Consider the following 26513-nt stretch of genomic DNA (forward strand, 5'->3'; position numbering starts at 1 on the left):
CAAGTTACATATTCTTACTAAACGAACGCATGAACGGCAAAGGTATCCCTTACTAGAATGACAAGTTTCCTTATCTGCTCGGGTACTAAAATCGCCTTTGGCTCTTAGTCTATCTGCAGTATTTTGAGTTGCTTCGTTGCAAGTTCTATACCGTGTGAGCAAACCCAAGGATTTTGTTTTAGCGGAGAGAACGGCTTTAAGCGAGCAGCTACCCGTTCTTCGCGAAAATCTAACCACGGAGTCTGGTTGGAAACAGGACGTTTCCAACACGCTAGAGAGCCAAACAAGTGCGAAAAGCTCGCCCGCTTTTCGGGATGGCGATTTAGCGTGGAACCAGACGCAGTGGATAGGTTGAGCGATTAGAACGGGTGCGCGCAGCTTACGGAGTGAGCGGGGTAAAACAAAATCCTGGAGAATTACGACAAAATGCTCTTCTACCCAAACGCCTCAAACGGAGGCTAATGAAAGGACTGACCCTAACGCATGAACGAAGAAATCGTATACGGCCGTAACGCCGTCTGGGAACTCCTCCAATCAGGTAAGCCCGTCAACAAACTGCTCTTCCAATCAGAAGGCACTGGCGGTCGCTTCCAAGACATGGTTAGCCATGCTCGAGGGCAGCAAATTCCCTTCCAATTTGTCGACAAAGTCGCCTTGGACCGCTTGACAGAGAAAGCCAAGCATCAAGGTGTTTTAGCTTACGCCTCTCCTCGAGAATATGCTGAGGTGGAGGACATCCTAGCTTTGGCAAAAGAAAAGGAAGAAGATCTCTTTATCCTTGTTCTGGATGAAGTAGAAGATCCTCATAATCTAGGTGCTCTCATTCGGACTGCCGATGCAGCTGGAGTCCACGGGGTGATTATCCCGAAGCGCCGTAGCGTATCGCTTACCTCAACCGTAGCTAAGACTTCTGCAGGTGCCATAGAGCATGTCTTGGTAGCTCGGGTAGGGAACTTAGTCCAGACCTTAAAGGACCTCCAAAAGGCTGGTTGTTGGGTGTCTGGAGCCGAAGCAGGTGGAACTGAGGTTTATCGCTCAGATCTTACAGGCCCTAGAGTGATTGTTGTAGGCAGTGAAGGAAAGGGCTTGAGCCGACTGGTCAAGGAAACCTGTGATGAAATAATAAGCCTTCCCATGAGGGGTCAGATTAATTCTTTAAATGCCAGTGTCGCCGGATCCATTTTATTATATGAAGTTGTCCGTCAGCGGAGCGGAAAATAGGGATTAAATCGTTTATTTCATAATTGCATCAGGGCCATACCAATAGTTACCGAATTGAGACATAGGACAGGGTAAAATGGGTCCTATAATACAAAGGCCCTAGTCCAATTAACCCAGACTCAGCTTGTAGAGTACATGAGACGACAGAACATCTAAAACTTCGCCTTGACGCTTCTGAATTTCCCAAGGTATAATAGTAATGTTCATGCGGACAAGAGCAATAGCGATACTTAATGAAATATCTTCATCACCATGATACGGGAGGGAACGCTTTGACAGTAAACGCCCAACTTGAAGTGTTGGTAGAGTGCGACACGATTGAAGTCATAGTGGATGAAGAAGTCGTAGAGCTGGCCAAAAACGGTGATTGTTTAGCACAGGAATATTTAATTAATAAGTACAAGAACTTTGTCAGAGCAAAAGCAAGATCATACTTCCTCATTGGGGCAGATCGTGAAGATATTATCCAAGAGGGAATGATTGGGCTCTACAAAGCAATTCGAGATTTCCGTGGTGACAAGCTCTCCTCTTTTCGAGCTTTTGCGGAGCTGTGCATAACTCGCCAGATTATCACAGCGATTAAGACTGCAACCAGACAAAAGCATATCCCTTTGAATTCTTATGTGTCCCTAAATAAGCCAATTTATGACGAAGATTCGGATAGAACCTTGCTGGATGTAATTTCGGGCACAAAAATAACCGATCCTGAGGAATTAATCATTAGCCAAGAAGAATTCGATGATATCGAAGAAAAGATGGGCGAAATTCTCAGTTCCTTAGAGTGGAAAGTACTTATGGCTTACTTGGAAGGAAAATCATATCAAGAAATTGCTGTAGATCTACATAGACACGTAAAATCCATTGATAATGCTCTTCAAAGAGTTAAAAGGAAACTTGAGCGCTATTTAGAACGTCGCGATGGCTAAATGGAATAGTTGACCGACTGATTTAGTCGGTTTTTTATTTTATTTAAATAAAGGTGTATTTTTTCGAGTAAATAGTATATAATAAATAAGTGCTTCGATTTAGGGTAGGTGGCCGAGTGGTTAAAGGCGGCAGACTGTAAATCTGTTCCGAAAGGTACGGTGGTTCGAATCCATCCCTACCCACCAAACTCTAATTTTGAAATTCATGCCTCCACTATTGATTATCGTCGCGGGATGGAGCAGCGGTAGCTCGTCGGGCTCATAACCCGAAGGTCGTCGGTTCAAATCCGGCTCCCGCAACCAAGTAAACTAAGGGCTTTCGGAGAATTCCGGAAGCCATTTTTAGATGGCGAACATAGATATTAATGCCTGTTTAAAAGAAACAATGGATTGTGGTGAGTTGATATGAGTAGTAGAAAAATACTGTCTGTGGGACTTGTTTGCTTGATCGCCTTGTTCGTGGCAATCGCTGATCTTGATGGGAATCCGGAAAAAGATGCGGAAACGCTAGTAACAGGACCCTATACAGTAGAACGGGTTGTTGACGGGGATACAATCATACTGAGGATGGAAGGGCAAATAGAAAGAGTACGGCTCATCGGTATCGATACCCCTGAATCCGTTCCCAACAATCCTGATCGTGTTGTACCCTATGGAAAAGTAGCTGCAGAGTTTACTCGGAATTTACTGGATGATAAAAAAGTGGAGCTTGAACTGGATGTGGAAGAGCGGGATAAGTATGATAGACTTCTCGCCTATGTCTACCTCAACGGAGAAATGGTTAACAAACTTCTTCTTCGCGAAGGGCATGCTACTGTAGCTACTTATCCACCCAATGTGAAATATGTTGAAGATTTTATGGCGCTGCAGAAAGAGGCTCAAAGGCAGCGGAAAGGGATCTGGGAATAAAATCTTGACATGCTAATTTTCATGTGATAATGTATTATGAGCATGGATTGAATGCGGATTTTTTAGTCGTGCCCAGGGAGGTGTTCGTAAATGCGTGTTGGCATTACTTTAGCTTGTACCGAATGTAAAAACCGGAATTATGCTTCTATAAAGAATAAGAAAAACAATCCGGACCGTTTAGAAGTTAAAAAGTATTGTAAGTTTTGCAAGTCCCACACATCTCACAAAGAAACCAAGTAAGCAAGTGCTTTGCAGGGGTTAATTTCTTTGTACTGTCTGAAAGATTAAAGCAACTAAGGCAATCGCTAAGTATTGTTGATTGTATTTGCCAAATGTCTGTACGCCGGGCTGCGTTGTCAGTATTGGTGACTCAGAGTTGTAAGGAAGTGATTGGATGGGCGCAGTTAAAAAGCAAACGAATGCTCCTGGAAAAGAGAAGCAGTTAGAGTACTTCAAAGGAGTATGGAGTGAACTTAAGAAAGTACACTGGCCAGACCGTAAACAGCTTTTGACTTACACAGGAGTGGTCCTCATCGCTGTTGCTTTCGTAGCTGTTTTGCTATGGATTGTAGACAGTGGATTTAGTATTTTTGTAACTAAGATTCTCGGATAGGTACTCAAACAGGTTGCCCAAATACTTTTGGCAAGTTGTTTTGGGGCCTTGTATTGGAGGTTCCTGTTCGAAATATGACTAAGAACTGGTATGTTATTCACACTTATTCTGGCTACGAGAATAAGGTGAAGACTAATCTTGAAAAACGCGTAGAGTCTATGAATATGGAGGATAAGATCTTCCGTGTTCTTGTTCCTATGGAAGATGAGATTGAAATCAAAAATGGGAAAAAGAAAATCGCCAAGCGTAAGGTTTTCCCAGGCTATGTCCTGGTGGAAATGGATATGACGGACGATTCGTGGTATGTGGTGCGCAATACTCCGGGTGTGACTGGCTTTGTCGGAACCGGTGCGAAACCAATACCCCTATTAGACCATGAAGTTCAAGCCATCTTGCGCCAAATGGGTGTAGAAGAAGTCCGTACGCGGGTGGATTATTCGGTAGGTCAAAGCGTGCGTGTTACCTCTGGTCCTTTTAAGGATTTTATCGCTATTGTTGGTGAAATCCTTGGAGATAAAGGAAAGCTCCGGGTTTCTGTCTCGATGTTTGGACGGGAAACACCGGTAGAACTTGATTTTGCACAGGTCGAAAAAGTCGACTAACTAGTAATTACCCTATTAAGGAGGTGTAACTATGGCAAAGAAAGTCGTTGGTTTGGTAAAACTAGCTATCAACGCAGGTAAAGCAAATCCGGCACCTCCGGTTGGTCCAGCTCTTGGTCAGCACGGGGTCAACATTATGGCCTTCTGCAAAGAATACAACGAGCGCACTAAGGATCAAGCGGGACTGATTATTCCGGTTGAAATTACCGTTTATGAAGACCGATCCTTTACCTTTATTACCAAAACTCCCCCGGCATCTATCTTATTAAAGAAGGCAGCCAACATTGAGTCGGGTTCTGCAGAGCCTAACCGTAAAAAAGTGGCTCAAGTCAGCAAAACCAAGGTTCGCGAAATCGCTGAAACCAAGATGAAGGATCTCAATGCAGCAAGTGTTGAAGCAGCTATGAGCATGATTGAAGGCACTGCACGCAGTATGGGAATCACTATCGTCGAAGGTTAAATATTTAAGTGGGAGGGCTAGTCCCGAAGAACCACTAGGAGGTTAAAGAATGGCCAAAGTAGGAAAAAACTATCAAGAAGCGGTTAAAGCTTATGACCGTGCTGCTCTTTATGAGCCAGCTGAAGCGTTAGCTATCGTTAAAAAGGTTGCTAAAGCAAAGTTTGACGAGACTGTCGAAGTAGCAATTAAGCTCGGTATTGATACACGTCATGCCGATCAACAAATCCGTGGAGCTATTGTGCTTCCCCATGGAACCGGTAAAACTCGTAGCGTCTTAGTTTTCGCTAAAGGCGAAAAAGCTAAGGAAGCAGAGGTTGCTGGTGCAGATTTTGTTGGTGCTGAAGACATGATCGCCAAAATTGAGCAAGGTTGGTTTGATTTTGATGTCGTTGTGGCAACACCAGATATGATGGGTATGGTCGGTAAACTGGGTCGTGTGCTCGGTCCTAAAGGACTTATGCCAAACCCTAAAACCGGTACTGTAACATTTGATGTTGAAAAGGCTGTCAAAGAGATCAAAGCTGGTAAGATTGAATATCGTGCTGACAAAGCCGGTATCATTCATGCTCCAATCGGCAAAGTATCCTTTAGCGAAGAGCAACTCTTTGAGAACTATAAAGTTCTGGCAGAGACCTTGCTTAAAGCAAAGCCGGCTGCTGCGAAGGGTCAATATGTCCGTAGCGCAACAGTGTCCTCTACCATGGGACCTGGAGTTCGGATTAGCCCAGTCAAAGCACTGTAATTTGCATTCCACATAATGTTTGGAATGTTTCTTGACAGGTTTGCATAGATGAGATATACTCTAAACGAATTGAATAGCCTTCCACTGTAGACAGCAGGGGCTCTTGTAGCTTAATATCCTGCCGAGGTTGAAGAGATAGCCTTAAATTATTGGGCCTTCTTAACCTCTGCAGTCAAGCGGAGGTTTTTTAATGAGTGTGAGTCGTATCGTTCGGAAGGAGGTGGACTTAAATGCCAAATATCGAAGAAAAAGCACTGGTGGTTGCTGAGATTAAGGAAAAGTTCCAAAACTCAACAGGGGTTGTTCTCGCCGATTATCGCGGTTTGACCGTTGCCCAAGTCACACAATTACGTGCTCAATTGCGTGAAGCTGGTGTAGACTACCGCGTCTTAAAAAACACCATGGTGCGCCGTGCAGCTCATGAAGTCGGTATTGAAGGTTTAGATGGATATCTTGAAGGACCTACAGCCGTTGCGTTCAGTGCTGATCCGGTGGCTCCTGCTAAAGTATTAGCTGAATTTCTTAAGGCGACAAAGGTTAAGACATTCGCTATTAAAGCGGGTGTGGTTGAAGGAAAAGTCATTGATGAAGCAGGTGTGAAAGCTTTAGCTGAACTGCCTTCTCGCGAAGTTCTGCTTGCCCAAGTCCTACGAGGAATGCAAGCACCCCTCGTTGGCATGGCCAATGTACTTCAAGGACCGATCCGCAAAATGGGTTATGCCTTGGAAGAAGTGCGTAAGCTTAAAGAGGCCCAAGCATAAGCAAGATTCGAAGTACGAGAATCGATGTTTGACCATCGATGTGCGTGTTTTGAGGTACGATGTTCTGGTTAGGATGCCGGGCACTGCCCAGATGGTATCGTAGCTGAATAAATAATGGATTCTAAGATGATTCAAAAAAATAATTTGAAGTGATATTAGGGAGGAAAATTTCAATGTCTAAAACTGCTGAAATTCTCGAAGCCGTAAAAGGCTTAACTGTACTCGAGCTTGCTGAGCTCGTCAAAGCTTTCGAAGAAGAATTTGGTGTAAGTGCTGCTGCTCCTGTTGCTGTAGCTGCTGCTCCTGGTGCTGCTGCTCCTGCCGCTGCTGAAGAGCAAACAGAATTCGATGTTATCCTCATGAATGCTGGCGCTGCCAAAATCAACGTCATCAAAGTTGTTCGTGAAATCACCGGTCTTGGCTTGAAAGAAGCTAAAGAACTCGTTGACGGAGCTCCAAAGCCTGTTAAAGAAAAAGTCGGCAAAGACGATGCTGAAGCTGTCAAAGCTAAGCTCACCGAAGCTGGTGCAACTGTCGAAGTTAAATAATTTAACCATAGACAAAAAAAGGAGCTCTCCACTGTGGAGGGCTTCTTTTTTATTTCAGTAAACGCTCTGATTGCTCTTGTAATACTCTTGACACGAGAAGTGTTACACGAAACGAATAGTGTCACTTAAATCTTCCCGCTGAAAACGTCGAAGGAGGAAGCGGAACCGGCTATTAGATTGAATTTCTCAATAGATATAGGTATAATGGAAGAATAAATACGGATTACGGACCAAAATATAGCAAAGAAAGAATCAATTCCCCTTGACATTGAGGAATAATATTGATATCCTTAATAATTGTTACTGTACATAAAATGGTCTATTTATCCATACACTTCCAGACAGTAACATTTCAATGGAAAGATTTCATTGGATACTAAATAAAGGTGACGATGGGGAGATTGTCATTTGATTGAGACTATCACGCAAAAGGGATCTCCATAGACAGTGAAGCGAGGTTTTACAAATGAGGCCTTGCTTTTGGCTGTTTGTGTCACTATATTGTCTGAGGGAGTCATACTACTCCGTCAGAAGTAAGTTTCCTATATCCTCGGGCGAGGACATCACACTTGAGGGGTGAAGCGTACATGTTCTATCCTGTTAAGGTAGGGACGCGGGAACGCTGGAGCTATTCCAGAATTCGAGAAGTTCTCGACATGCCAAATTTAATCGAAATTCAACAAAACTCTTATCAGTGGTTTCTCGATGAGGGCTTAAGAGAGATGTTTCGGGACATTTCTCCCATTCAAGATTTCACGGGAAATCTCGTATTGGAATTTATTGACTATAGCTTAGGAGAGCCCAAATACGAAGTGGAAGAGTGTAAAGAACGCGACGTAACCTATGCTGCACCACTGCGTGTCAAAGTTCGTCTCATTAATAAGGAGACAGGAGAAGTGAAGGAGCAAGAGGTCTTCATGGGAGATTTTCCTTTGATGACCACCAAGGGAACCTTCATCATTAACGGAGCAGAGCGGGTTATCGTTAGCCAGCTGGTTCGTTCTCCCGGAGTTTATTATGCTGAAAGTATTGATCCCAGCGGTAAGAAGATCTATGGTGCCACTGTCATTCCCAACCGCGGGGCTTGGTTAGAATTTGAGACCGACGTCAATGATAATATCTTTGTTCGTGTGGACAGAACCCGTAAACTTCCGGCCACCGTCTTAATTCGGGCCTTGGGCTATGCTACCAATGGTCAGATCACTGAGCTGTTTGATGATAATGAGCATATCCGAATTACTCTAGAAAGGGATAATACGGAATCCACCGAGGAAGCACTAGTTGAGATTTACAAACGTCTGCGTCCGGGCGAACCTCCGACCGTGGATAGTGCGCGCTCTCTCTTAGAAGCTTTATTCTTTGATGCCAAACGTTATGACCTAGCGAAGGTTGGTCGCTATAAATTAAATAAGAAATTAAACCTTGACATTCCCAAAGAGGTCCATCATTTGACTAAGGAAGACATTATCGCTTCCTTGCGTCGCATGCTGAATCTGATGGCTGGGGAAGGTCATAAGGATGATATCGATCATCTCGGCAATCGTCGACTCCGCTCAGTTGGTGAGCTACTCCAGAATCAATTCAGGATTGGCTTATCCCGTATGGAGCGGGTGGTTCGGGAACGGATGACAATTCAAGACGTGGATGTCATCACCCCGCAGGTTCTCATCAACATTCGTCCGGTTGTCGCCGCTATTAAAGAATTCTTCGGCAGCAGCCAGTTGTCCCAGTTTATGGATCAGACCAACCCATTGGCTGAGCTGACCCATAAGCGTCGTCTCAGTGCCTTGGGACCTGGTGGTTTGAGTCGTGAGCGGGCCGGTTTTGAAGTTCGTGACGTTCACTTCTCGCACTATGGACGGATGTGTCCGATTGAGACCCCTGAAGGTCCTAATATCGGCTTGATTGGTTCCTTGAGTACCTATGGTCGGATTAACCCTTATGGATTTGTCGAAGCACCCTATCGCAAGGTGGTCAATAGTCGAGTGACTGATCAGATTGACTATCTGACGGCTGATGAGGAAGAGAAATTCGTTGTGGCACAGGCCAATGCGCCCTTAACAGAGGACGGCACCTTTATTGACGATAAGATTGATGGTCGTCATGGTCCTGACTTCGTCCTAGTGGCACCCGAACGAATTGACTATATGGACGTTTCTCCGAAGCAAATGGTTTCCATCGGGACCGCTTTGATTCCCTTCTTAGAGCATGATGATGCCAACCGTGCCCTGATGGGTGCCAACATGCAGCGGCAGGCGGTACCTCTTTTGCGCACCGATGCTCCTTATGTGGGAACGGGAATGGAGTACAAGGCAGCCAAGGATTCCGGAGTCTGTGTCTTAGCCACCAAGGCAGGTACCATTGAGCGTGCCACTGCCGAGGAGGTCATAATTCGTCACGATGGCGGAACCTTAGAAAAGCATAAATTGTTGAAATACCTGCGCTCCAACCAAGGAACCTGTATCAATCAACGCCCTATCGTTCTAAAGGGTGAGCGGGTAGAGGCTAGCCAAATCGTTGCAGATGGCCCTTCTACGGATCATGGTGAACTGGCTCTCGGTCGCAACGTGCTGATTGCCTTTATGACCTGGGAAGGCTATAACTACGAGGATGCTATCTTGATCAGCGAAAAGCTGGTTAAGGAAGATTATTATACTTCCATTCATATTGAAGAATACGAAGCCGATGCTCGGGATACCAAACTAGGACCTGAGGAAATCACTCGCGATATTCCTAATGTGGGAGAAGATGTTCTGAAAGACTTGGACGAACGAGGTATTATCCGCATTGGTGCGGAGGTTCGCCCTGGGGATATTCTAGTTGGTAAGGTTACACCGAAGGGTGAAACTGAGCTAACTGCCGAAGAGCGCCTCCTGAGAGCCATCTTCGGTGAAAAAGCCCGTGAAGTTCGTGATACTTCCCTCCGGGTACCTCACGGTGAGGCCGGTAAGATCGTCGATGTTAAAGTCTTTACCCGTGAAAACGGAGACGAACTGGCTCCTGGGGTCAATGAATTGGTTCGTGTTTATATCGCTCAAAAACGGAAAATCTCCGTGGGGGATAAAATGGCCGGACGTCACGGAAACAAAGGGGTTATCTCACGCATCATGAAGCAAGAGGATATGCCCTTCCTACCGGACGGTACCCCAGTAGAAATCGTCTTGAACCCGTTGGGTGTTCCCTCCCGGATGAACATCGGGCAGGTTATGGAAACTCACCTTGGTCGGGCGGCTAAAGCTCTCGGAATTCGTGTTGCTACCCCGGTCTTTGACGGAGCTACGGAAGCCGATGTATTTGAGACGTTGAAAAAAGCCGGACTGCCTGAAGACGGTAAATCCGTTCTTTATGACGGTAGGACAGGAGAACCCTTCGACAATAAAATTACTGTCGGATATATGTACTTCTTGAAACTGCACCATTTGGTAGACGATAAGATCCATGCTCGTTCCACAGGACCTTACAGCTTGGTTACGCAGCAGCCTTTGGGCGGTAAAGCTCAATTCGGCGGTCAGCGTTTCGGGGAGATGGAGGTTTGGGCTCTGGAAGCTTATGGGGCGGCCTATACCCTACAAGAAATTCTTACTGTCAAGTCCGATGACGTGGTCGGTCGGGTTAAGACCTATGAGGCCATCGTCAAAGGTGAGAATATCCCTGAACCGGGTGTTCCGGAATCCTTTAAAGTTCTCATTAAAGAATTGCAAAGCTTATGCTTGGATGTTCGTGTTCTCTCCGAAGATGATGAAGAGATTGAAATCCGCGAGATCGAAGAAGATGTCACTGAGACAGCGAAAGAGCTAGGCATCGATCTTCACGAGGAACTACCAGCTCCTATAGCTCATAGTGCTCGTGAAGGAGAAGCGGAGGAGTTCTCTGATGAAGAGGACGAAGTGATCGAAGAGGAAGCTCCTAGCTTTGATGAGGACGACTTGGAATAGACCCGGGTGAAAGGAGAGAGAACCGTGCTAGACGTCAACAACTTTGACCGGATGCGTATTGGTCTTGCTTCGCCGGAGATGATCGAAGAGTGGTCTCATGGTGAAGTTAAGAAACCTGAAACAATCAATTATCGAACCCTAAAACCGGAACGTGAAGGGCTTTTTTGTGAAAAAATCTTTGGGCCAACCCGTGACTGGGAGTGCCATTGTGGAAAATACAAACGAGTTCGCTATAAAGGAATTATCTGTGACCGCTGTGGGGTAGAAGTCACCCGTTCCAAGGTACGGAGAGAACGGATGGGCCACATTAAATTAGCAGCTCCCGTCTCCCATATCTGGTACTTCAAAGGTATCCCCAGCCGGATGGGACTTCTCTTAGATATGTCTCCTCGATCGCTGGAGAAAGTTCTCTACTTTGTTTCCTATATCGTTACAGATGCGGGTAACACTTCCCTAATGAAAAAGCAACTCCTCACGGAGACCGAATATCGGGAGTACCGTGACAAATACGGCGATGACTTCAAAGCGGGTATGGGGGCAGAGGCCATTAAATCCCTTCTTGTCGAGATGGACTTGGATAAGCTCAATGAGGAATTGAGAACCGAACTGAAGGAAGTATCCGGCCAACGGAAAATTCGTGCCATTCGTCGTTTAGAAGTGGTGGAAGCCTTCAAGGAATCAGGTAATCATCCCAGCTGGATGATTATGGATGTTGTCCCGGTCATTCCCCCAGAGCTCCGTCCGATGGTTCAGCTTGATGGTGGACGTTTTGCCACCTCTGATCTCAATGACCTCTATCGTCGGGTCATCAACCGGAATAATCGCCTTAAGCGTCTTCTGGATCTAGGAGCACCGGATATCATTGTTCGCAATGAAAAACGGATGCTACAAGAAGCCGTAGATGCGTTGATTGATAATGGTCGTCGGGGTCGCCCTGTGACCGGACCGGGAAATCGCCCTTTAAAGTCTTTAAGCGATATGCTGAAAGGAAAGCAAGGACGCTTTCGCCAGAACCTCTTAGGAAAACGGGTTGACTACTCAGGCCGTTCGGTTATCGTAGTAGGACCAAATTTGCGACTTCATCAATGTGGTCTTCCAAAGGAAATGGCCTTGGAGCTTTTCAAGCCCTTTGTTATGAAGAAGCTGGTTAAAGAAGGTCATGCTCACAATATCAAGAGCGCGAAACGCATGGTGGAACGGGTACGCTCTGAGGTTTGGGATGTCTTGGAAGAAGTCATCACAGAACATCCTGTTCTTCTCAACCGGGCTCCGACTCTTCACCGTTTAGGTATTCAGGCCTTCGAACCCGTACTTGTGGAAGGACGTGCCTTGCAGATTCACCCTCTTGTTTGTACCGCCTACAACGCGGACTTCGATGGTGACCAAATGGCTGTACACGTTCCCCTATCTGCTGAAGCTCAAGCAGAAGCGCGACTCTTAATGCTTTCTGCTCACAATATCTTGAATCCCAAAGATGGTCGTCCCGTTGCTTCGCCTACTCAGGATATGGTCTTAGGTTCTTACTACTTGACCATGGAACGTCCGGGAGCTCTTGGCGAAGGAAAGATCTTCAAGGATCGGGATGAAGGGGTGCTGGCTTATGAAATGAAAGAAGTCAATCTGCAGGCGCAGATAAAGGTTCGCCAGCCCAATGGAGAACTCCTGGAAACTACCATTGGTCGCTTGATCTTTAACTCGGTTATTCCCCCTGAAGTAGGCTACATCAATGAAGTAGCTGGGAAAAAGACTTTGAACAACATCGTTGCCAAATGCTACCGTGTCGGCGGCTATAAGGCAACGGCTGATTTGCTCGATGGTATTAAAAGCTTAGGCTTTAAATACTCCACGCGGGCCGGAATGACCGTTGGTCTTGCCGATATTACCGTGCCCGATGAGAAGAGACAGATTCTGGCGGATGCGGATGGCCTTGTCAATAAGACAGAGCAGCAATTCCGTCGTGGTCTGATTACGGATGAAGAACGCTACGAAAAGGTTATTGAGATTTGGACGAAAGCGACCGACACCGTAACGAAGGCCCTGATGAACACTCTGGATAAGTTTAATCCAGTCTATATGATGGCAACCTCTGGTGCTCGGGGTAATATCCAACAGCTCCGCCAGTTGGCCGGTATGCGGGGACTTATGGCTGATCCTTCCGGCCGGACCATTGAGTTGCCGATTAAAGCTAACTTCCGTGAAGGCTTGACAGTTTTGGAGTACTTCATCTCCTCCCACGGAGCTCGGAAAGGTTTGGCTGATACCGCACTACGGACCGCTGACTCAGGTTATCTAACCCGTCGTCTCGTCGACGTATCTCAAGATGTAATCGTTCGGGATGAAGACTGTGGCACCACCGTAGGTATTATGGTGGATGATGTCAAAGACGGCCCAGAGGTCATCGAAAAGCTGGAAGAACGCTTAGTGGGCCGCTTCTTACTAGAAGATATGAAGCATCCTGAGACAGGAGAAATCTTGGCCACGGCTGACGAAGAGATTACTGAAGAACAAGCTCATGAGATTGCCGAAGTTTACGATAAAGTCATCATTCGCTCTGTGCTCACCTGTAAGACACGTTATGGTGTCTGTCGCAAGTGTTATGGACGTAACCTGGCAACCGGTCATCACGTGGAGATGGGAGAAGCCGTTGGTATTATCGCTGCTCAATCCATCGGTGAGCCGGGGACACAGTTGACTATGCGTACCTTCCATACCGGTGGTGTGGCAGGGGATGATATTACTCAAGGTTTGCCGCGTGTTGAGGAACTCTTCGAAGCTCGTAAACCCAAAGGTCAAGCTATTATCTCTGAAAATGCAGGGGCAGTGACCATTCGCGAGGTCAAAGGACGTCGTGAAGTGGAAGTTGTGAGCGACAATGAAGAGCGCATGTCTTACACTATTCCCTATGGCTCCCGGTTAAAAGTTCGCGAAGGCGATCGTATCGAAGCTGGGGATGAGCTGACTGAAGGAAGTATCAATCCTCATGATATGCTTAAGGTTAAAGGAATTCGTGGGGTTCAAGTCTATCTCTTAGGAGAAGTTCAACGCGTTTACCGCCTCCAAGGGGTGGATATTAACGATAAACACATCGAGGTCATGGTTAGACAAATGCTCCGCAAGGTTAAAGTGGAGGAAGCTGGGGATACTACTCTCTTACCCGGCGGTCTCATTGATGTCTTTGACTTTGAGGAACAAAATACCAAGGTGATCGAAGCTGGCGGAGAACCAGCCGTAGCACGTCCGGTACTTCTCGGAATCACCAAAGCCTCCTTGGCTACCGATTCCTTCCTCTCTGCAGCATCCTTCCAGGAGACGACCCGTGTGCTTACAGAAGCAGCTATTAAAGGAAAAGTGGATCCGCTTCTGGGGCTCAAAGAAAATGTCATTATCGGCAAGCTCATTCCAGCGGGTACAGGTATGTCTCGTTATCGTAATGTAAAAGTTTTGGATATGGATGAGAAAGAGACTGAAAATCTTGACACTGTGAACACCTAATGATAAAATACTGTGTGTGATTTAACGATTTGAGGAAATGCAGATATTTTTCTGTTGAACTTTCGTTAAACATAAGGAGGAAAGCATTTTCATGCTTGATGAAGCCTTAAAAAATTCCAATCGAAGAACCGTTGGAGTCAAGCAAACTCAACGGGCTCTGGAAAAAGGGAGTGCACTCCGCGTTTATGTGGCTAAGGATGCCGAGGGCCATGTGGTTCGTCCCATCCTCGACCAATGTCGAAATCATGGAATTGACGTACAAGATGTCCAGACTATGGTTGACTTAGGTAAGGCCTGCGGGATTGAAGTAGGTGCCGCAGTAGCAGCACTACTGACCGAATAGACGAGGAAGCTCCGAAATCTTACGTTAGTTTTGGGGATTGCTTGCTTTATGCTGAAGCAAGCAATTCCTTTGATATGTTCTCATGTTAGGAAGGAGGTGTAGTTATGCCGACGATTAATCAATTGATTCGTCATGGTCGTTCCAAGTTAGCGAAGAAATCAACAGCTCCTGCTATGCAATGGGGCTATAACTCTTTACAACGCAAGCAATTCGCATCTGGAGGATCTCCACAAAAACGTGGGGTTTGTACTAGGGTTTACACCACAACTCCGAAGAAGCCGAACTCTGCTCTTCGTAAAGTTGCCCGTGTACGTTTAACCAATGCGATTGAAGTGTCTTCATACATCCCAGGCATTGGACACAACCTGCAAGAGCATAGTGTTGTCCTTGTTCGTGGTGGTCGTGTGAAAGACCTTCCGGGTGTTCGTTACCATATCGTTCGTGGAGCTCTTGATACACAAGGTGTTCAAAAACGGATGCAAGCTCGTTCGAAGTACGGTGCTAAACGTCCTAAAAAAGGGAAGTAAGCCGTCTAAAACGAGGAAAATACGAATCGCGTAGTAAAGGAGGGAAATGATTTGCCACGTAAAGGATATATTGCTAAGCGTGAGATTCTGCCTGATCCGATTTATAAGAACCGGACACTGACCAAATTTGTTAACCAAATTATGTTGGATGGCAAAAAAGGTACTGCAGAGTCCATTTGCTATAATGCATTCGATATTATTCAAGAGAAGACCGGTAAAGATCCTATTGAAGTGTTCGAAACCGCTCTCAAGAATGTAATGCCGGTACTAGAGGTAAAAGCACGCCGAGTGGGTGGAGCTAACTACCAGGTGCCCATCGAAGTTCGCACTGATCGTCGTCAAACCTTAGGACTACGCTGGCTTGTGGCTTATGCCCGCAAACGCAGTGAAAAGACTATGGAAGAGAAGGTTGCCGGTGAACTGATGGATGCTGCTAATAATACTGGCGGTTCTATTAAGAAAAAAGAAGACACTCATAAGATGGCCGAAGCCAATAAGGCTTTTGCGCATTTCCGTTGGTAGGATGATCAAAGCATATGCTTAAAATCATCACATCTGGGAATGACTATGGCAGAAAGGGGGATTATCAGTGGCAAGGCAAGTACCATTAGAAAGAACCCGGAATATCGGGATTATGGCCCATATTGACGCGGGCAAAACAACCACGACTGAGCGCATATTGTTCTATACTGGACGTGTGCATAAGATTGGGGAAGTTCATGATGGCGCAGCAACCATGGACTGGATGGTTCAAGAACAGGAGCGTGGGATTACCATTACTTCTGCGGCGACCACTGCCCATTGGAAAAATCATCGCATTAACATCATTGATACACCAGGGCACGTGGACTTCACAGTAGAGGTAGAACGTTCGCTGCGTGTACTCGACGGTGCTGTGGCAGTATTCTGTTCTGTCGGCGGTGTTGAGCCTCAATCTGAAACGGTTTGGCGCCAAGCGGATAAATACGGAGTACCCCGTATGGCGTATATCAACAAAATGGACCGTATGGGTGCAGATTTCTTCCGGGGAGTAAAAATGATTGCTGACCGGTTAGGTGCTAACCCAGTTCCGATTCAAATTCCGATTGGTGCAGAGGATAAATTCAAAGGAATTATTGATCTCGTAACCATGAAGGCTATGATTTATACGGACGATTTAGGCACCACCAGTGACGTTGCCGATATCCCCGGAGACTTAGTCGACAAAGCCAACGAATATCGTGAGATACTCCTTGAAGCAGTTGCTGATACGGATGAAGTGCTCATGATGAAATATCTCGAAGGTGAAGAACTGACAGAACAAGAGGTTCGGACTGGAATCCGTAAAGGAACCCTCGGATTAAAGTTCATCCCTGTGGTCTGTGGGTCTTCATTCAAGAACAAAGGGGTACAACCGCTGCTTGATGCGGTTGTAGACTACATGCCATCCCCTCTTGATGTGCCTGCTATTAAAGGGGTACATCCAGAGACCGGCGAGCCTGATGAGCGTCACTCCAATGATGCGGAACCATTCTCAGCCTTGGCCTTTAAGATTATGGCTGACCCTTACGTGGGCAAATTGGCATTTTTCCGGGTATACTCGGGAGTCCTGGGTTCAGGATCCTATGTTTATAATTCAACCAAGGGTAAGAGAGAGAGAATCGGTCGGATTCTCCAAATGCATGCGAATCATCGGGAAGAAATTGCCGAGGTTTATGCGGGAGATATTGCGGCAGCAGTCGGCTTAAAAGATACCAGCACAGGGGATACCCTCTGTGATGATAAATCTCCGATTATTCTTGAATCTATGACTTTCCCTGATCCTGTTATCAACGTGGCTATTGAGCCTAAGACGAAACAAGACCAGGAGAAGATGGGTACAGCTCTAGCTCGTTTGGCTGAAGAGGATCCTACCTTCAGAATGCATACCGACCAAGATAGCGGACAAACGATCATCGAAGGAATGGGTGAGCTTCACCTTGAGATCATCGTGGATCGTTTGCAACGTGAATTCAAAGTCGAGTGCAATGTGGGACGTCCTCAAGTTGCTTATAAAGAAACGATTCGTCGTGCTGTTAAAGCCGAAGGTAAATTCGTACGTCAATCCGGTGGACGTGGACAATACGGACACTGCTGGGTTGAGTTCGAACCTATGGAGCAAGGCACAGGTTTCGAATTCGTTAATAAGATTGTGGGTGGCGTAATTCCGAAGGAATACATTGCCCCAATCGGACAAGGGATCGAAGAAGCTCTGCAGAACGGTATCCAAGCGGGCTACCCTGTTATGGATATCCGAGCTACAGTCTATGACGGTTCCTACCATGATGTCGACTCCTCCGAAATGGCGTTTAAGATTGCTGGATCCATGGCCTTCAAAGCTGGAGCAGCCAAAGCAGATCCTGCAATTATCGAACCAGTCATGAAGGTTGAAGTCACGGTGCCTGAAGAGTATATGGGTGATGTCATCGGCGATATTAACTCTCGCCGCGGACGGATTGAAGGAATGGAAGCTACAGGAAACGCTCAAATCGTGCGTGGATTCGTCCCGCTTTCAGAGATGTTTGGCTATGCCACCGACCTTCGCTCCAAGACTCAAGGCCGTGGAGTTTACGTCATGATGTTCGACCACTACGAAGAAGTGCCCAAGAATATCGCAGAAGGCATTGTTGCTAAACGCGCTGGCGCTTAATCGAAATTCGGGATTCGAAAGACGATTGTTCGAGATGCGAGGTTCAAGTGCTTCGGTTTTTAACTGAAGATGGAGAGCCTCGCCCAAATAAAAAAGTATTCTATTATTAGAAGGAGTGAAAATTCAAAATGGCAAAGCAAAAATACGAACGTAATAAACCCCACGTTAACGTTGGAACCATCGGTCACGTTGACCATGGTAAAACCACCACTACCGCCGCAATCACCTCTGTTCTTTCCAAAGCTGGCGGCGCAGTTGCTCAAGCCTTCGATCAAATCGACAAGGCTCCTGAAGAAAGAGAACGTGGTATCACCATCTCTACTTCTCACGTTGAGTATGAAACTGCTAATCGTCACTATGCACACGTTGACTGCCCAGGCCACGCCGACTATGTTAAAAACATGATCACTGGTGCTGCGCAAATGGACGGAGCTATCCTCGTAGTGTCTGCTGCTGATGGCCCTATGCCACAAACTCGTGAGCACATCCTGCTTGCTCGTCAAGTAGGTGTTCCTTATATCGTTGTATGGCTTAATAAAGCTGACATGGTTGATGATCCGGAACTTATGGAACTCGTTGAAATGGAAATTCGTGAACTCCTTAGTGAGTATGAATTCCCTGGCGACGATATCCCCATCGTTCCTGGTTCAGGCCTCAAAGCTCTCCAATGCGGTTGCGGACAACGCGATTGCGAATGGTGTGGTAAGATCTGGAACCTCATGGATGCTGTTGATTCCTATATTCCTAATCCAGAACGTGCTACTGACAAGCCTTTCCTCATGCCCGTAGAGGACGTGTTCACGATTACCGGTCGTGGAACGGTTGCTACTGGTCGTGTAGAGCGCGGAGTTATTAAAGTCGGTGACGAAGTTGAAATCGTTGGTTTGACTGAAGCTCCTCGTAAGAGCGTTTGTACTGGTGTTGAAATGTTCCGTAAGCTTCTTGACCAAGCTCAAGCTGGGGACAACATAGGAGCTCTTCTTCGTGGTGTGGATCGTAAAGATATCGAACGCGGTCAAGTACTTGCTAAACCCGGTTCTATCAAACCTCACACCAAATTTACTGGCGAGGTATTCATCCTCAGTAAAGAAGAAGGTGGACGTCATACTCCATTCTTCAACAACTATCGCCCACAATTCTATTTTCGTACAACCGACGTTACCGGCGTTGTAACCCTTCCTGAAGGAACTGAAATGGTTATGCCTGGTGACCGTGTGACTATCTCTTGCGAACTGATCACTCCCATCGCTATGGAAGAAGGACTTCGCTTCGCTATCCGCGAAGGTGGACGTACCGTTGGTGCTGGAGTTGTAGTAAGCATCGTCGAATAGTTATAATTCGTTAGTTAGTGCAGGCATAGACTTTAAGTCTAGTGATAAGGGATGCCACAGTTGACTGTGGCATCCTGACTCATGTCTGAACAAGTTGTGTCATCCTTCTTTCTGTTTGGTATGACATAACTCACTGATCTTGAAGGTTGCCGTTGAGAGGTACTCCGCTGATCATCGGGGAATTTCAAGACCCAATACCCGTGCAACGGGACAAAATTTAGGAGGTTTTTATATGAGTAGTCAAAAAATTCGTATCCGTCTTAAAGCGTTCGATCATAAGATTCTAGATCAATCCGCTGAGAAGATTGTTGAAACGGCCAAGAGAACTGGCGCCCGTGTCAGTGGACCTATTCCCCTTCCCACTGATAAAAGCATTTATACCATTCTTCGTTCTCCCCACGTCAATAAGGATTCTCGTGAACAGTTTGAAATGCGGACTCATAAACGTCTGATCGATATTCTCGAGCCTACTTCTAAGACTGTTGATGCTTTAATGCGTCTTGATCTGCCTGCGGGCGTTGATATCGAGATTAAAACCTGATTATAATCGAAACAATCATGTTTGTCATAAGCTCTTCATAAGAAACGCTGGTTAAGTAGGATGTATTTGAAAGTTTAAAGATTCAGACATCCAAAAAAACTAGCGTTCGTTTAGAGTTTATGGTATAATACTTTTTGTTTGTAGCGCGAAACACCCGGCGGTGTGGACCGGAAATCCGGGGGTTCAAGCTTCAAAATAAACAATCTAAATTTGGGACACTCTCGTGCTCCGGCTTAGGGCTGGCGCACTTCAAAGTGTTCAGGAGGTGGCAATCGTGTCGAAAGGAATTTTGGGTAAAAAAGTTGGAATGACCCAGGTATTTGAGGAAGATGGACATCTGATTCCTGTAACTGTGGTCGAAGCAGGTCCTTGCTTTGTCGTCCAAAAGAAAACCGTTGCAACAGATGGTTACAACGCAATTCAAGTTGGATTTGGCGCTTTGCGGGAAAGACTCGCAAACAAGCCGAAAAAAGGACATGTTGCAAAGGCTTCTGTGAAGCCAATGCGCTGGATTCGTGAGTTCCGTGTGGACAATGTGGATGCTTACGAAATCGGTCAAGAAATCACAGCAGATGTGTTTGCTGCAGGAGATGCAGTAGATGTCGTCGGAATCTCAAAAGGTAAAGGCTTCGCAGGGATGATCAAACGTCACGGCGCAAGTCGCGGACCCATGAAGCATGGTTCTAAGTATCATCGCCGCACTGGTTCCCTCGGCGCGAAAGGCCCGGCTCGTGTATTTAAGGGCCGCAACCTGCCAGGACGTATGGGCGGAGAACGGGTTACTGTTCAAAACCTGAAGATCGTTCGGGTGGATGCGGATAAGAATATGATTCTTGTTAAAGGTGCTGTACCCGGTGCTAAAAAATCATTGCTTATTCTGAAGCCTTCTGTTAAGGCGAAGTAACTTGTAAGAAAGGAGGAATAGCAATGCCAAAGGTTCAAGTAGTTAATATGCAAGGTTCTCCTGTTGGAGAGCTCGAGCTGAATGAATATGTATTTGGGATTGAACCCAATGTCCATGTCCTTCACCAAGCCGTTGTAGGTCAACTAGCTAGTCAAAGACGTGGTACCCACTCTACATTACTCCGTGGTGAAGTTCGCGGAGGCGGTCGTAAACCCTGGCGTCAAAAAGGCACAGGTCGCGCCCGTGCCGGTAGCATTCGTTCTCCGCTATGGAGAGGTGGTGCAATCCTCTTCGGACCTAAACCACGCAAATATGGTTTTAGCCTTCCTAAGAAGGTACGCCGCTTGGCTTTGCGGTCAGCCCTTTCTTCCAAGGTTAACGAACAGCAATTGATCGTATTGGAAGATTTGAGCTTGAGCGAAGCAAAGACCCGTGAAATGGTTAAGGTTCTTAAAGCTTTAAATGTTAGCAAAAAGGCTTTACTTGTCACTGACGAATTTATTGAAGCTATCGATCGTACTGCCCGTAATATCGAAGGGGTCAAGACCACTCCGGTTGAAGGTATGAATGTATACGATCTTCTCAATGCCGATGTCATCGTGATGACGAAGGCAGCGGTAATGAAAACGGAGGAGGTGTTAGCGTAATGCGCGATGCTCGTGATGTACTCAAGCGTCCAGTAGTTTCCGAGAAGTCTGTTGGACTTATTGAGGAAAACAAGTACTCCTTCTTGGTGGACAAAGCTGCCAACAAGATTGAGATTAAAGCAGCTGTGGAAAAGATGTTTAAGGTGAAAGTCCTTGATGTTCGGACACTCAACGTTGATGGTAAAAAGAAACGTGTTGGTAAATATGTAGGTAAAACAGCAGACCGTAAAAAGGCGATTGTTACGCTTAAAGCTGGAGATCGCATTGAAGGCTTTGCTGGCCTGTAAGCTTGAAGCAAAGGAGGGAAAACCATGCCATTAAGAGGATTTAGACCGTATACTCCTGGTCGTCGTCAAATGACGGTATCGACTTTTGAAGAAATTACAAAAACAACACCAGAGCGCTCTTTACTCGCGCCGCTGACAGTCAAAGCCGGCCGTAATAATCAAGGTAAGATCACTGTTCGTCACCAAGGCGGCGGTCACAAACGTAAATATCGCTTGATCGACTTTAAGCGCATTAAGGATAACGTGCCAGCTAAAGTAGCAGCTATTGAATATGATCCAAACCGTTCGTCAAATATTGCTCTGCTCCATTACTTGGATGGTCATAAAGCTTATATCTTAGCTCCTAATGGCCTAAAAGTTGGTCAAATGATTGTCTCCGGACCGGATTCCGATATTAAAGTTGGAAATGCACTGCCTATCAAGAACATTCCTGTGGGTACCTTGCTTCATAATATCGAAATGAAGCCTGGCAAAGGAGCTCAACTTGTCCGTTCAGCGGGTGGTTCTGCTCAGCTCATGGCTAAAGAAGGTAGTTATGCAACCTTGAGACTTCCTTCCGGTGAAATGCGGATGGTTCATATCGACTGCCGAGCTACCATTGGTCAAGTCGGCAATCTTGAACATGAGAACATTAACATCGGTAAAGCTGGTCGTACACGCTGGTTAGGAATTCGTCCTACCGTACGTGGTGCCGTAATGAACCCGAATGATCACCCACATGGTGGTGGTGAAGGACGGAACCCTATCGGACGGAACCCTGTTACACCTTGGGGTAAACCGGCCCTTGGAGCGAAGACCCGTAAGAAGAAAAATCCTTCTAATCGCTTCATCGTGAAACGACGCGGCAAGAAGTAATCGAAAGGAGGCCAATTAAATGAGTCGATCTCTGAAAAAAGGGCCTTATGTAGAAGGACGCTTGTTCGCACGTGTGGAAGGAATGAATGCCTCCGGTGAGAAGCGGGTCCTGAAAACATGGTCCAGAAGTTCAACAATATTTCCGCAAATGGTTGGACATACCATCGCGGTTCATGATGGACGGAAACATGTTCCCGTCTATATTACGGAAGACATGGTAGGACATAAACTCGGTGAGTTTGCTCCTACACGCACCTACAAAGGGCATGCTGGTAGTGAAAAATCCAGCGGCCTACGCTAAAAGGAGGAGTTGAAAAAATGCAACAAGCCAAAGCGATCGCAAGATACGTACGGATCTCTCCTCGTAAGGTGCGCCAAGTAGTCGATCTTATTCGCGGTAAGGCCGTTAAAGATGCTCTCGCGATTCTTCAATTCACCCCCAAGGGTTCTACAGAGTCTGTAACCAAAGTTCTGAAATCTGCAGTTGCTAACGCAGAACATAACTACGAAATGGATACAGATGCTCTATATGTCAAAGAAATCTATGTGGATGAAGGACCGACCTTGAAGCGCATTAAACCTCGGGCTATGGGACGTGCTGATCAGATTCATAAGCGGTCCAGTCACATCACCGTAGTTGTTGGAGAAAAGAAGGAGGGTTAAAACGTGGGTCAAAAGGTAAATCCTAAAGGTCTCCGAGTTGGAGTCATTCTTGACTGGGAAGGCCGTTGGTTTGCAGATAAAAACTACTCGGAACTCCTTCATGAAGATTTGAAGGTCCGTAAATTTGTGAAGAACAAATTACACCAAGCAGGTGTCCCTAAAGTGGAGATTGAACGGGCTGCTAACCGTGTAAAGGTTTCGATTCATGCGGCTAAGCCGGGAATCGTAATCGGTCGTGGTGGTACCGAAGTAGAAAATCTCCGCAAACAATTAGAAGCTATGACCGGAAAGCAAGTAGCTGTCAACATCGTTGAAGTGAAAAAGCCTGAACAAGATGCCCAACTCGTTGCTGAGAGTATTGCTCAACAGCTGGAAAAACGGGTATCCTTCCGTCGAGCTATGAAACAAACTGTTCAGCGTTCTATGCGTCAAGGTGCTCAAGGAATCAAGATTTCCTGTGGCGGACGTTTAGGCGGCGCTGAAATTGCACGGACCGAATGGTATAGCGAAGGGAAAGTTCCCCTCCATACTCTTCGTGCTGACATTGACTATGGATTTGCTGAAGCAAATACCACCTATGGAAAGATTGGCGTAAAAGTTTGGATATATAAAGGAGAGGTTCTTCCCGCCAAGAAGGTCGCTCAGGTGGAAGGAGGAAAATAAATGCTAGTCCCAACACGAGTAAAGCACCGGAAACAACACCGTGGCCGGATGCATGGAAAAGCAACTCGCGGTAACACAATTACCTTTGGCGAGTTTGGATTAGTGGCTTTGGAGCCATCATGGATTACAAATCGCCAAATTGAAGCTGCCCGTATTGCAATGACACGTTACATTAAACGTGGCGGTAAGGTTTGGATTAAGATTTTCCCGGATAAGCCGATTACGGCGAAACCTGCTGAAACCCGTATGGGTAGCGGTAAAGGTTCCCCGGAATACTGGGTTGCCGTTGTTAAACCCGGTCGCGTGATGTTTGAATTGGCTGGTGTGCCTGAAGATATTGCTAAAGAAGCACTTCGACTCGCTATGCATAAGCTTCCGATTCGTTGTAAGATTGTTCGTCGCGAAGAAGTAGAAGGAGGTGACGCAAATGAAAACTAAGAATTTCCGTGATATGACCGATGAAGAACTCCTTAAGGAGATTGATGGCTTCAAAACGGAACTGTTCAATTTGCGTTTCCAACTGGCTACCGGACAACTGGACAATCCTTCCAGAATCCGGGAAGTTAGGAAAGGGATTGCCCGCGGCAAGACCATTCTCCGTGAGCGCGAATTAAAAATTAACCGTGCTTAAGGTTGGAAAGGAGACTTTTTAACATGGAAAGAGCCCAACGTAAAGTTAGAACCGGTAAAGTTGTCAGCGATAAGATGGAAAAAACAGTCGTAGTTGCTGTCGAAATGAAAGTTCGCCATCCGCTGTACCATAGAACGATTACTCAAACCAAGAAATTTAAAGCTCATGATGAAAATAACGAAGCCAAGACTGGCGATACCGTTGTCATCATGGAGACTCGCCCTCTTAGTAAGGACAAACGCTGGCGTGTAATTGAAATTACACAAAGAGCCATCGCTCTCTAAGAACTGACTTTTAATTCGGAAGGAGGGTCAACAGATGATCCAAGTTCAAACTCGCCTCAGAGTTGGAGACAATTCAGGAGCTAAAGAACTGATGTGCATCAAGGTGCTCGGTGGCTCAATGCGCCGTTATGCATCAATTGGAGATATTATTGTTGCTTCAGTTAAAGAAGCAACACCAGGCGGCGTTGTCAAAAAGGGAGATGTCGTCAAAGCAGTTGTGGTTCGCACAAAAAAAGAGATCAAACGCAAAGACGGCAGCTATATCCGTTTCAGTGAAAACGCTGCAGTAGTTATTAAGGATGATAGAAGCCCGCGGGGAACTCGTATTTTCGGACCCGTAGCCCGGGAATTGCGCGATAAAGATTTCATGAAAATCATTTCTCTCGCACCGGAAGTAATCTAAGACCCCATACCAGTGGAGGTGAATGAAGTGGCTGCTGTAAAGCAAAAGATACACGTTAAAAAAGGCGATATGGTTATGGTGATCACTGGAAAAGATGCCGGATCTAAAGGCAAAGTCTTGGAAGTTTTACCGAAAAAGGGTCGCGTGGTCGTTGAGAAGGTTAATATCGTAAAGCGCCACACCAAACCCACTCAAAGCATGCCTCAAGGTGGAATCTTTGAGAAAGAAGCACCGATCGCCAGCTCAAATGTCATGCTGTACTGCACCGAGTGCAATAGCGTAACTCGGGTCAGCGTGAAGGAAACTGAGGCTGGAAAAGTCCGCGTTTGTAAAAAATGCGGCGTGAACCTGCCCGATAAAAAGTAATCGAGAAGGGAGGGACCTTAGTTGGCTCGTCTAAAAGATAAGTTCACCAGTGAAATAGCTCCTGCTTTACAGCAGAAGTTCAACTATAAGAATGTGATGGAAATTCCCAAACTCGAAAAAGTAGTTATCAATGTGGGCGTGGGTGAAGCCATCCAAAACTCTAAAGCAATCGACGCTGCCGTCGGCGATTTGATGAAGATCACCGGACAAAAGCCTGTTGTAACCAAGGCGAAAAAGTCCATCGCTGCTTTCAAACTTCGTGAAGGAATGCCGATCGGAACGAAAGTAACTTTACGCGGCGATCGTATGTATGAGTTTGTTGATCGTTTAATGAATGTTGCGTTACCTCGTGTTCGTGACTTCCATGGTGTATCCGATAAAGCATTTGATGGACGCGGTAACTATACTCTCGGAGTTAAAGAGCAGCTTATCTTCCCGGAAATCGAGTATGATAAGATCGATAAGCTCCGTGGTATGGATATCATTTTCGTCACAACGGCGGGAACCGATGAGGAAGCTCGTGAATTACTCGGAATGCTCGGAATGCCATTCCGTAAGTAGAAAAAGGAGGGTCCTAGAGCGTGGCTAAAAAGTCAATGATCGTGCGCAATGAGCGTGAACAAAAATATACAGTTCGCTACCATAACCGTTGCAAACTCTGTGGCCGTCCCCACGCATATCTCCGCAAGTTCGGAATATGCAGGATTTGCTTCAGGGAATTAGCTTACAAAGGCGAACTTCCTGGCGTGAAGAAGGCCAGTTGGTAAGGCGTAAGGAAGGGGGAAGACTCTAGTGGCAATGTCAGATCCAATTGCAGATTTCTTGACCCGCATTAGAAATGCAGGTACGGTTTATCATGATAAAGTTGAAGTTCCTGCTTCCAATGTCAAGAAAGCGATTGCTGAAATCCTAAAAGAAGAGGGTTTCATCAAAGATTTTGAATACATTTCCGATAATAAGCAGGGAGTAATCCGTTGTTATCTGAAATACGGCCAGAATCGTGAGCGCGTGATCACCGGATTGAAACGGATCAGCCGTCCCGGACTGCGCGTATATGCTAAAAAAGATGAGGTACCGAAGGTCTTAGGTGGCCTGGGTGTGGCTATTATCTCCACATCCAAAGGTCTAATGACCGATAAACGGGCTCGTCAAGAAGGCCTTGGCGGAGAAGTGCTCTGCTACATTTGGTAA

At 46.2% G+C, this 26513-nt stretch carries 34 protein-coding genes, 2 tRNA genes and 1 other annotated feature; of the genes, 35 read left to right on the forward strand and 1 reads right to left on the reverse strand.

Annotation, left to right across the window (positions count from 1 at the left end):
• Positions 1-483 precede the first annotated feature (483 nt).
• The 18 genes from rlmB to fusA all read left to right on the forward strand — a co-directional run bounded on the left by rlmB (position 484) and on the right by fusA (position 17747).
• Positions 484-1221 (forward strand): 23S rRNA (guanosine(2251)-2'-O)-methyltransferase RlmB, encoded by a 738-nt coding sequence (gene rlmB / locus DESDI_RS02005; protein WP_015260967.1) that lies wholly within the window; start codon positions 484-486, stop codon positions 1219-1221.
• Positions 1222-1493: 272 nt separating this feature from the next.
• Positions 1494-2147 (forward strand): RNA polymerase sporulation sigma factor SigH, encoded by a 654-nt coding sequence (gene sigH / locus DESDI_RS02010; RefSeq protein ID WP_015260968.1) that lies wholly within the window; start codon positions 1494-1496, stop codon positions 2145-2147.
• Positions 2148-2249: 102 nt separating this feature from the next.
• Positions 2250-2333, forward strand: a tRNA-Tyr gene (locus tag DESDI_RS02015).
• Positions 2334-2375: 42 nt separating this feature from the next.
• A tRNA-Met gene (locus tag DESDI_RS02020) sits at positions 2376-2450 on the forward strand.
• A 102-nt stretch (positions 2451-2552) separates the two neighbouring features.
• Positions 2553-3056, forward strand: a complete 504-nt coding sequence (locus DESDI_RS02025; protein ID WP_015260969.1) for a thermonuclease family protein — start codon at positions 2553-2555, stop codon at positions 3054-3056.
• Positions 3057-3146: 90 nt separating this feature from the next.
• The gene (rpmG, locus tag DESDI_RS02030; RefSeq protein WP_015260970.1) at positions 3147-3296 is read left to right on the forward strand and encodes a 50S ribosomal protein L33; all 150 of its coding nucleotides are present in this window, start codon (positions 3147-3149) and stop codon (positions 3294-3296) included.
• A 154-nt stretch (positions 3297-3450) separates the two neighbouring features.
• A complete protein-coding gene (gene secE, locus DESDI_RS02035) occupies positions 3451-3669 on the forward strand; it encodes a preprotein translocase subunit SecE (protein WP_015260971.1) in 219 nt (72 codons plus the stop codon).
• A gap of 74 nt (positions 3670-3743) precedes the next feature.
• The gene (nusG, locus tag DESDI_RS02040) at positions 3744-4271 is read left to right on the forward strand and encodes a transcription termination/antitermination protein NusG (protein WP_015260972.1); all 528 of its coding nucleotides are present in this window, start codon (positions 3744-3746) and stop codon (positions 4269-4271) included.
• 31 nt (positions 4272-4302) lie between these two features.
• Entirely contained in the window at positions 4303-4731 is a 429-nt protein-coding gene (rplK, locus tag DESDI_RS02045) for a 50S ribosomal protein L11 (protein ID WP_015260973.1), read from the forward strand.
• 49 nt (positions 4732-4780) lie between these two features.
• On the forward strand, positions 4781-5473 hold the full coding sequence (gene rplA / locus DESDI_RS02050; protein ID WP_015260974.1) for a 50S ribosomal protein L1: 693 nt from the start codon (positions 4781-4783) through the stop codon (positions 5471-5473).
• A gap of 66 nt (positions 5474-5539) precedes the next feature.
• Positions 5540-5671, forward strand: a sequence feature (ribosomal protein L10 leader region).
• A gap of 32 nt (positions 5672-5703) precedes the next feature.
• A complete protein-coding gene (rplJ, locus tag DESDI_RS02055; RefSeq protein WP_015260975.1) occupies positions 5704-6234 on the forward strand; it encodes a 50S ribosomal protein L10 in 531 nt (176 codons plus the stop codon).
• Between the two features lie 173 nt (positions 6235-6407).
• Positions 6408-6782, forward strand: coding sequence for a 50S ribosomal protein L7/L12 (rplL, locus tag DESDI_RS02060; protein WP_015260976.1), 375 nt, complete (start codon positions 6408-6410; stop codon positions 6780-6782).
• A gap of 587 nt (positions 6783-7369) precedes the next feature.
• The gene (rpoB, locus tag DESDI_RS02065) at positions 7370-10717 is read left to right on the forward strand and encodes a DNA-directed RNA polymerase subunit beta (RefSeq protein ID WP_041219212.1); all 3348 of its coding nucleotides are present in this window, start codon (positions 7370-7372) and stop codon (positions 10715-10717) included.
• A gap of 24 nt (positions 10718-10741) precedes the next feature.
• Positions 10742-14209 (forward strand): DNA-directed RNA polymerase subunit beta', encoded by a 3468-nt coding sequence (gene rpoC / locus DESDI_RS02070; RefSeq protein WP_015260978.1) that lies wholly within the window; start codon positions 10742-10744, stop codon positions 14207-14209.
• A 91-nt stretch (positions 14210-14300) separates the two neighbouring features.
• Positions 14301-14552: a ribosomal L7Ae/L30e/S12e/Gadd45 family protein gene (locus DESDI_RS02075; protein ID WP_015260979.1), complete on the forward strand. Its 252-nt coding sequence runs from the start codon at positions 14301-14303 to the stop codon at positions 14550-14552.
• Between the two features lie 104 nt (positions 14553-14656).
• Positions 14657-15079, forward strand: a complete 423-nt coding sequence (gene rpsL, locus DESDI_RS02080) for a 30S ribosomal protein S12 (protein WP_015260980.1) — start codon at positions 14657-14659, stop codon at positions 15077-15079.
• 51 nt (positions 15080-15130) lie between these two features.
• Positions 15131-15601 carry a 30S ribosomal protein S7 gene (gene rpsG / locus DESDI_RS02085; protein WP_015260981.1) on the forward strand — a complete coding sequence of 157 codons (471 nt, stop codon included), beginning with the start codon at positions 15131-15133 and terminating at the stop codon, positions 15599-15601.
• Positions 15602-15668: 67 nt separating this feature from the next.
• A complete protein-coding gene (gene fusA / locus DESDI_RS02090) occupies positions 15669-17747 on the forward strand; it encodes an elongation factor G (protein WP_015260982.1) in 2079 nt (692 codons plus the stop codon).
• A gap of 59 nt (positions 17748-17806) precedes the next feature.
• On the opposite strand, the gene DESDI_RS18205 is transcribed toward fusA, so the two are convergent.
• Positions 17807-18022 (reverse strand): hypothetical protein, encoded by a 216-nt coding sequence (locus DESDI_RS18205; protein WP_242825489.1) that lies wholly within the window; start codon positions 18020-18022, stop codon positions 17807-17809.
• Here DESDI_RS18205 and tuf point away from each other — a divergent pair.
• The 17 genes from tuf (at position 17927) to rpsH (ending at position 26513) form a co-directional block, all read left to right on the forward strand.
• The gene (gene tuf, locus DESDI_RS02095) at positions 17927-19078 is read left to right on the forward strand and encodes an elongation factor Tu (RefSeq protein ID WP_242825458.1); all 1152 of its coding nucleotides are present in this window, start codon (positions 17927-17929) and stop codon (positions 19076-19078) included. The two genes, DESDI_RS18205 and tuf, sit on opposite strands and share 96 nt — an antisense overlap.
• Before the next feature lie 232 nt (positions 19079-19310).
• On the forward strand, positions 19311-19619 hold the full coding sequence (rpsJ, locus tag DESDI_RS02100) for a 30S ribosomal protein S10 (protein WP_015260984.1): 309 nt from the start codon (positions 19311-19313) through the stop codon (positions 19617-19619).
• 274 nt (positions 19620-19893) lie between these two features.
• Entirely contained in the window at positions 19894-20523 is a 630-nt protein-coding gene (gene rplC / locus DESDI_RS02105; RefSeq protein WP_015260985.1) for a 50S ribosomal protein L3, read from the forward strand.
• Between the two features lie 23 nt (positions 20524-20546).
• Positions 20547-21170 carry a 50S ribosomal protein L4 gene (gene rplD, locus DESDI_RS02110; RefSeq protein WP_015260986.1) on the forward strand — a complete coding sequence of 208 codons (624 nt, stop codon included), beginning with the start codon at positions 20547-20549 and terminating at the stop codon, positions 21168-21170.
• Entirely contained in the window at positions 21170-21457 is a 288-nt protein-coding gene (rplW, locus tag DESDI_RS02115) for a 50S ribosomal protein L23 (protein WP_015260987.1), read from the forward strand. The genes rplD and rplW overlap by 1 nt, the downstream gene beginning before the upstream one ends.
• A 24-nt stretch (positions 21458-21481) precedes the next feature.
• Complete coding sequence (gene rplB / locus DESDI_RS02120; protein ID WP_015260988.1) at positions 21482-22312, forward strand: 50S ribosomal protein L2; 831 nt, start codon at positions 21482-21484, stop codon at positions 22310-22312.
• A gap of 19 nt (positions 22313-22331) precedes the next feature.
• Positions 22332-22613 (forward strand): 30S ribosomal protein S19, encoded by a 282-nt coding sequence (gene rpsS, locus DESDI_RS02125; protein WP_015260989.1) that lies wholly within the window; start codon positions 22332-22334, stop codon positions 22611-22613.
• Between the two features lie 17 nt (positions 22614-22630).
• Positions 22631-22975 (forward strand): 50S ribosomal protein L22, encoded by a 345-nt coding sequence (gene rplV, locus DESDI_RS02130; RefSeq protein ID WP_015260990.1) that lies wholly within the window; start codon positions 22631-22633, stop codon positions 22973-22975.
• 3 nt (positions 22976-22978) lie between these two features.
• Complete coding sequence (gene rpsC, locus DESDI_RS02135; protein WP_015260991.1) at positions 22979-23638, forward strand: 30S ribosomal protein S3; 660 nt, start codon at positions 22979-22981, stop codon at positions 23636-23638.
• The gene (gene rplP / locus DESDI_RS02140; RefSeq protein ID WP_015260992.1) at positions 23639-24076 is read left to right on the forward strand and encodes a 50S ribosomal protein L16; all 438 of its coding nucleotides are present in this window, start codon (positions 23639-23641) and stop codon (positions 24074-24076) included.
• Positions 24066-24269, forward strand: coding sequence for a 50S ribosomal protein L29 (gene rpmC, locus DESDI_RS02145; RefSeq protein WP_015260993.1), 204 nt, complete (start codon positions 24066-24068; stop codon positions 24267-24269). Before rplP ends, rpmC begins: the two co-directional genes overlap by 11 nt.
• 23 nt (positions 24270-24292) lie before the next feature.
• Positions 24293-24553 carry a 30S ribosomal protein S17 gene (gene rpsQ / locus DESDI_RS02150; protein WP_015260994.1) on the forward strand — a complete coding sequence of 87 codons (261 nt, stop codon included), beginning with the start codon at positions 24293-24295 and terminating at the stop codon, positions 24551-24553.
• A gap of 34 nt (positions 24554-24587) precedes the next feature.
• A complete protein-coding gene (gene rplN / locus DESDI_RS02155; protein ID WP_015260995.1) occupies positions 24588-24956 on the forward strand; it encodes a 50S ribosomal protein L14 in 369 nt (122 codons plus the stop codon).
• 27 nt (positions 24957-24983) lie between these two features.
• On the forward strand, positions 24984-25322 hold the full coding sequence (gene rplX / locus DESDI_RS02160) for a 50S ribosomal protein L24 (protein ID WP_015260996.1): 339 nt from the start codon (positions 24984-24986) through the stop codon (positions 25320-25322).
• Between the two features lie 21 nt (positions 25323-25343).
• Positions 25344-25883, forward strand: coding sequence for a 50S ribosomal protein L5 (rplE, locus tag DESDI_RS02165; RefSeq protein ID WP_015260997.1), 540 nt, complete (start codon positions 25344-25346; stop codon positions 25881-25883).
• A 20-nt stretch (positions 25884-25903) separates the two neighbouring features.
• Positions 25904-26089 (forward strand): type Z 30S ribosomal protein S14, encoded by a 186-nt coding sequence (locus tag DESDI_RS02170; protein ID WP_015260998.1) that lies wholly within the window; start codon positions 25904-25906, stop codon positions 26087-26089.
• Between the two features lie 25 nt (positions 26090-26114).
• Entirely contained in the window at positions 26115-26513 is a 399-nt protein-coding gene (gene rpsH, locus DESDI_RS02175; protein WP_015260999.1) for a 30S ribosomal protein S8, read from the forward strand.

Source organism: Desulfitobacterium dichloroeliminans LMG P-21439 (assembly GCF_000243135.2).
Lineage (GTDB): Bacteria > Bacillota > Desulfitobacteriia > Desulfitobacteriales > Desulfitobacteriaceae > Desulfitobacterium > Desulfitobacterium dichloroeliminans.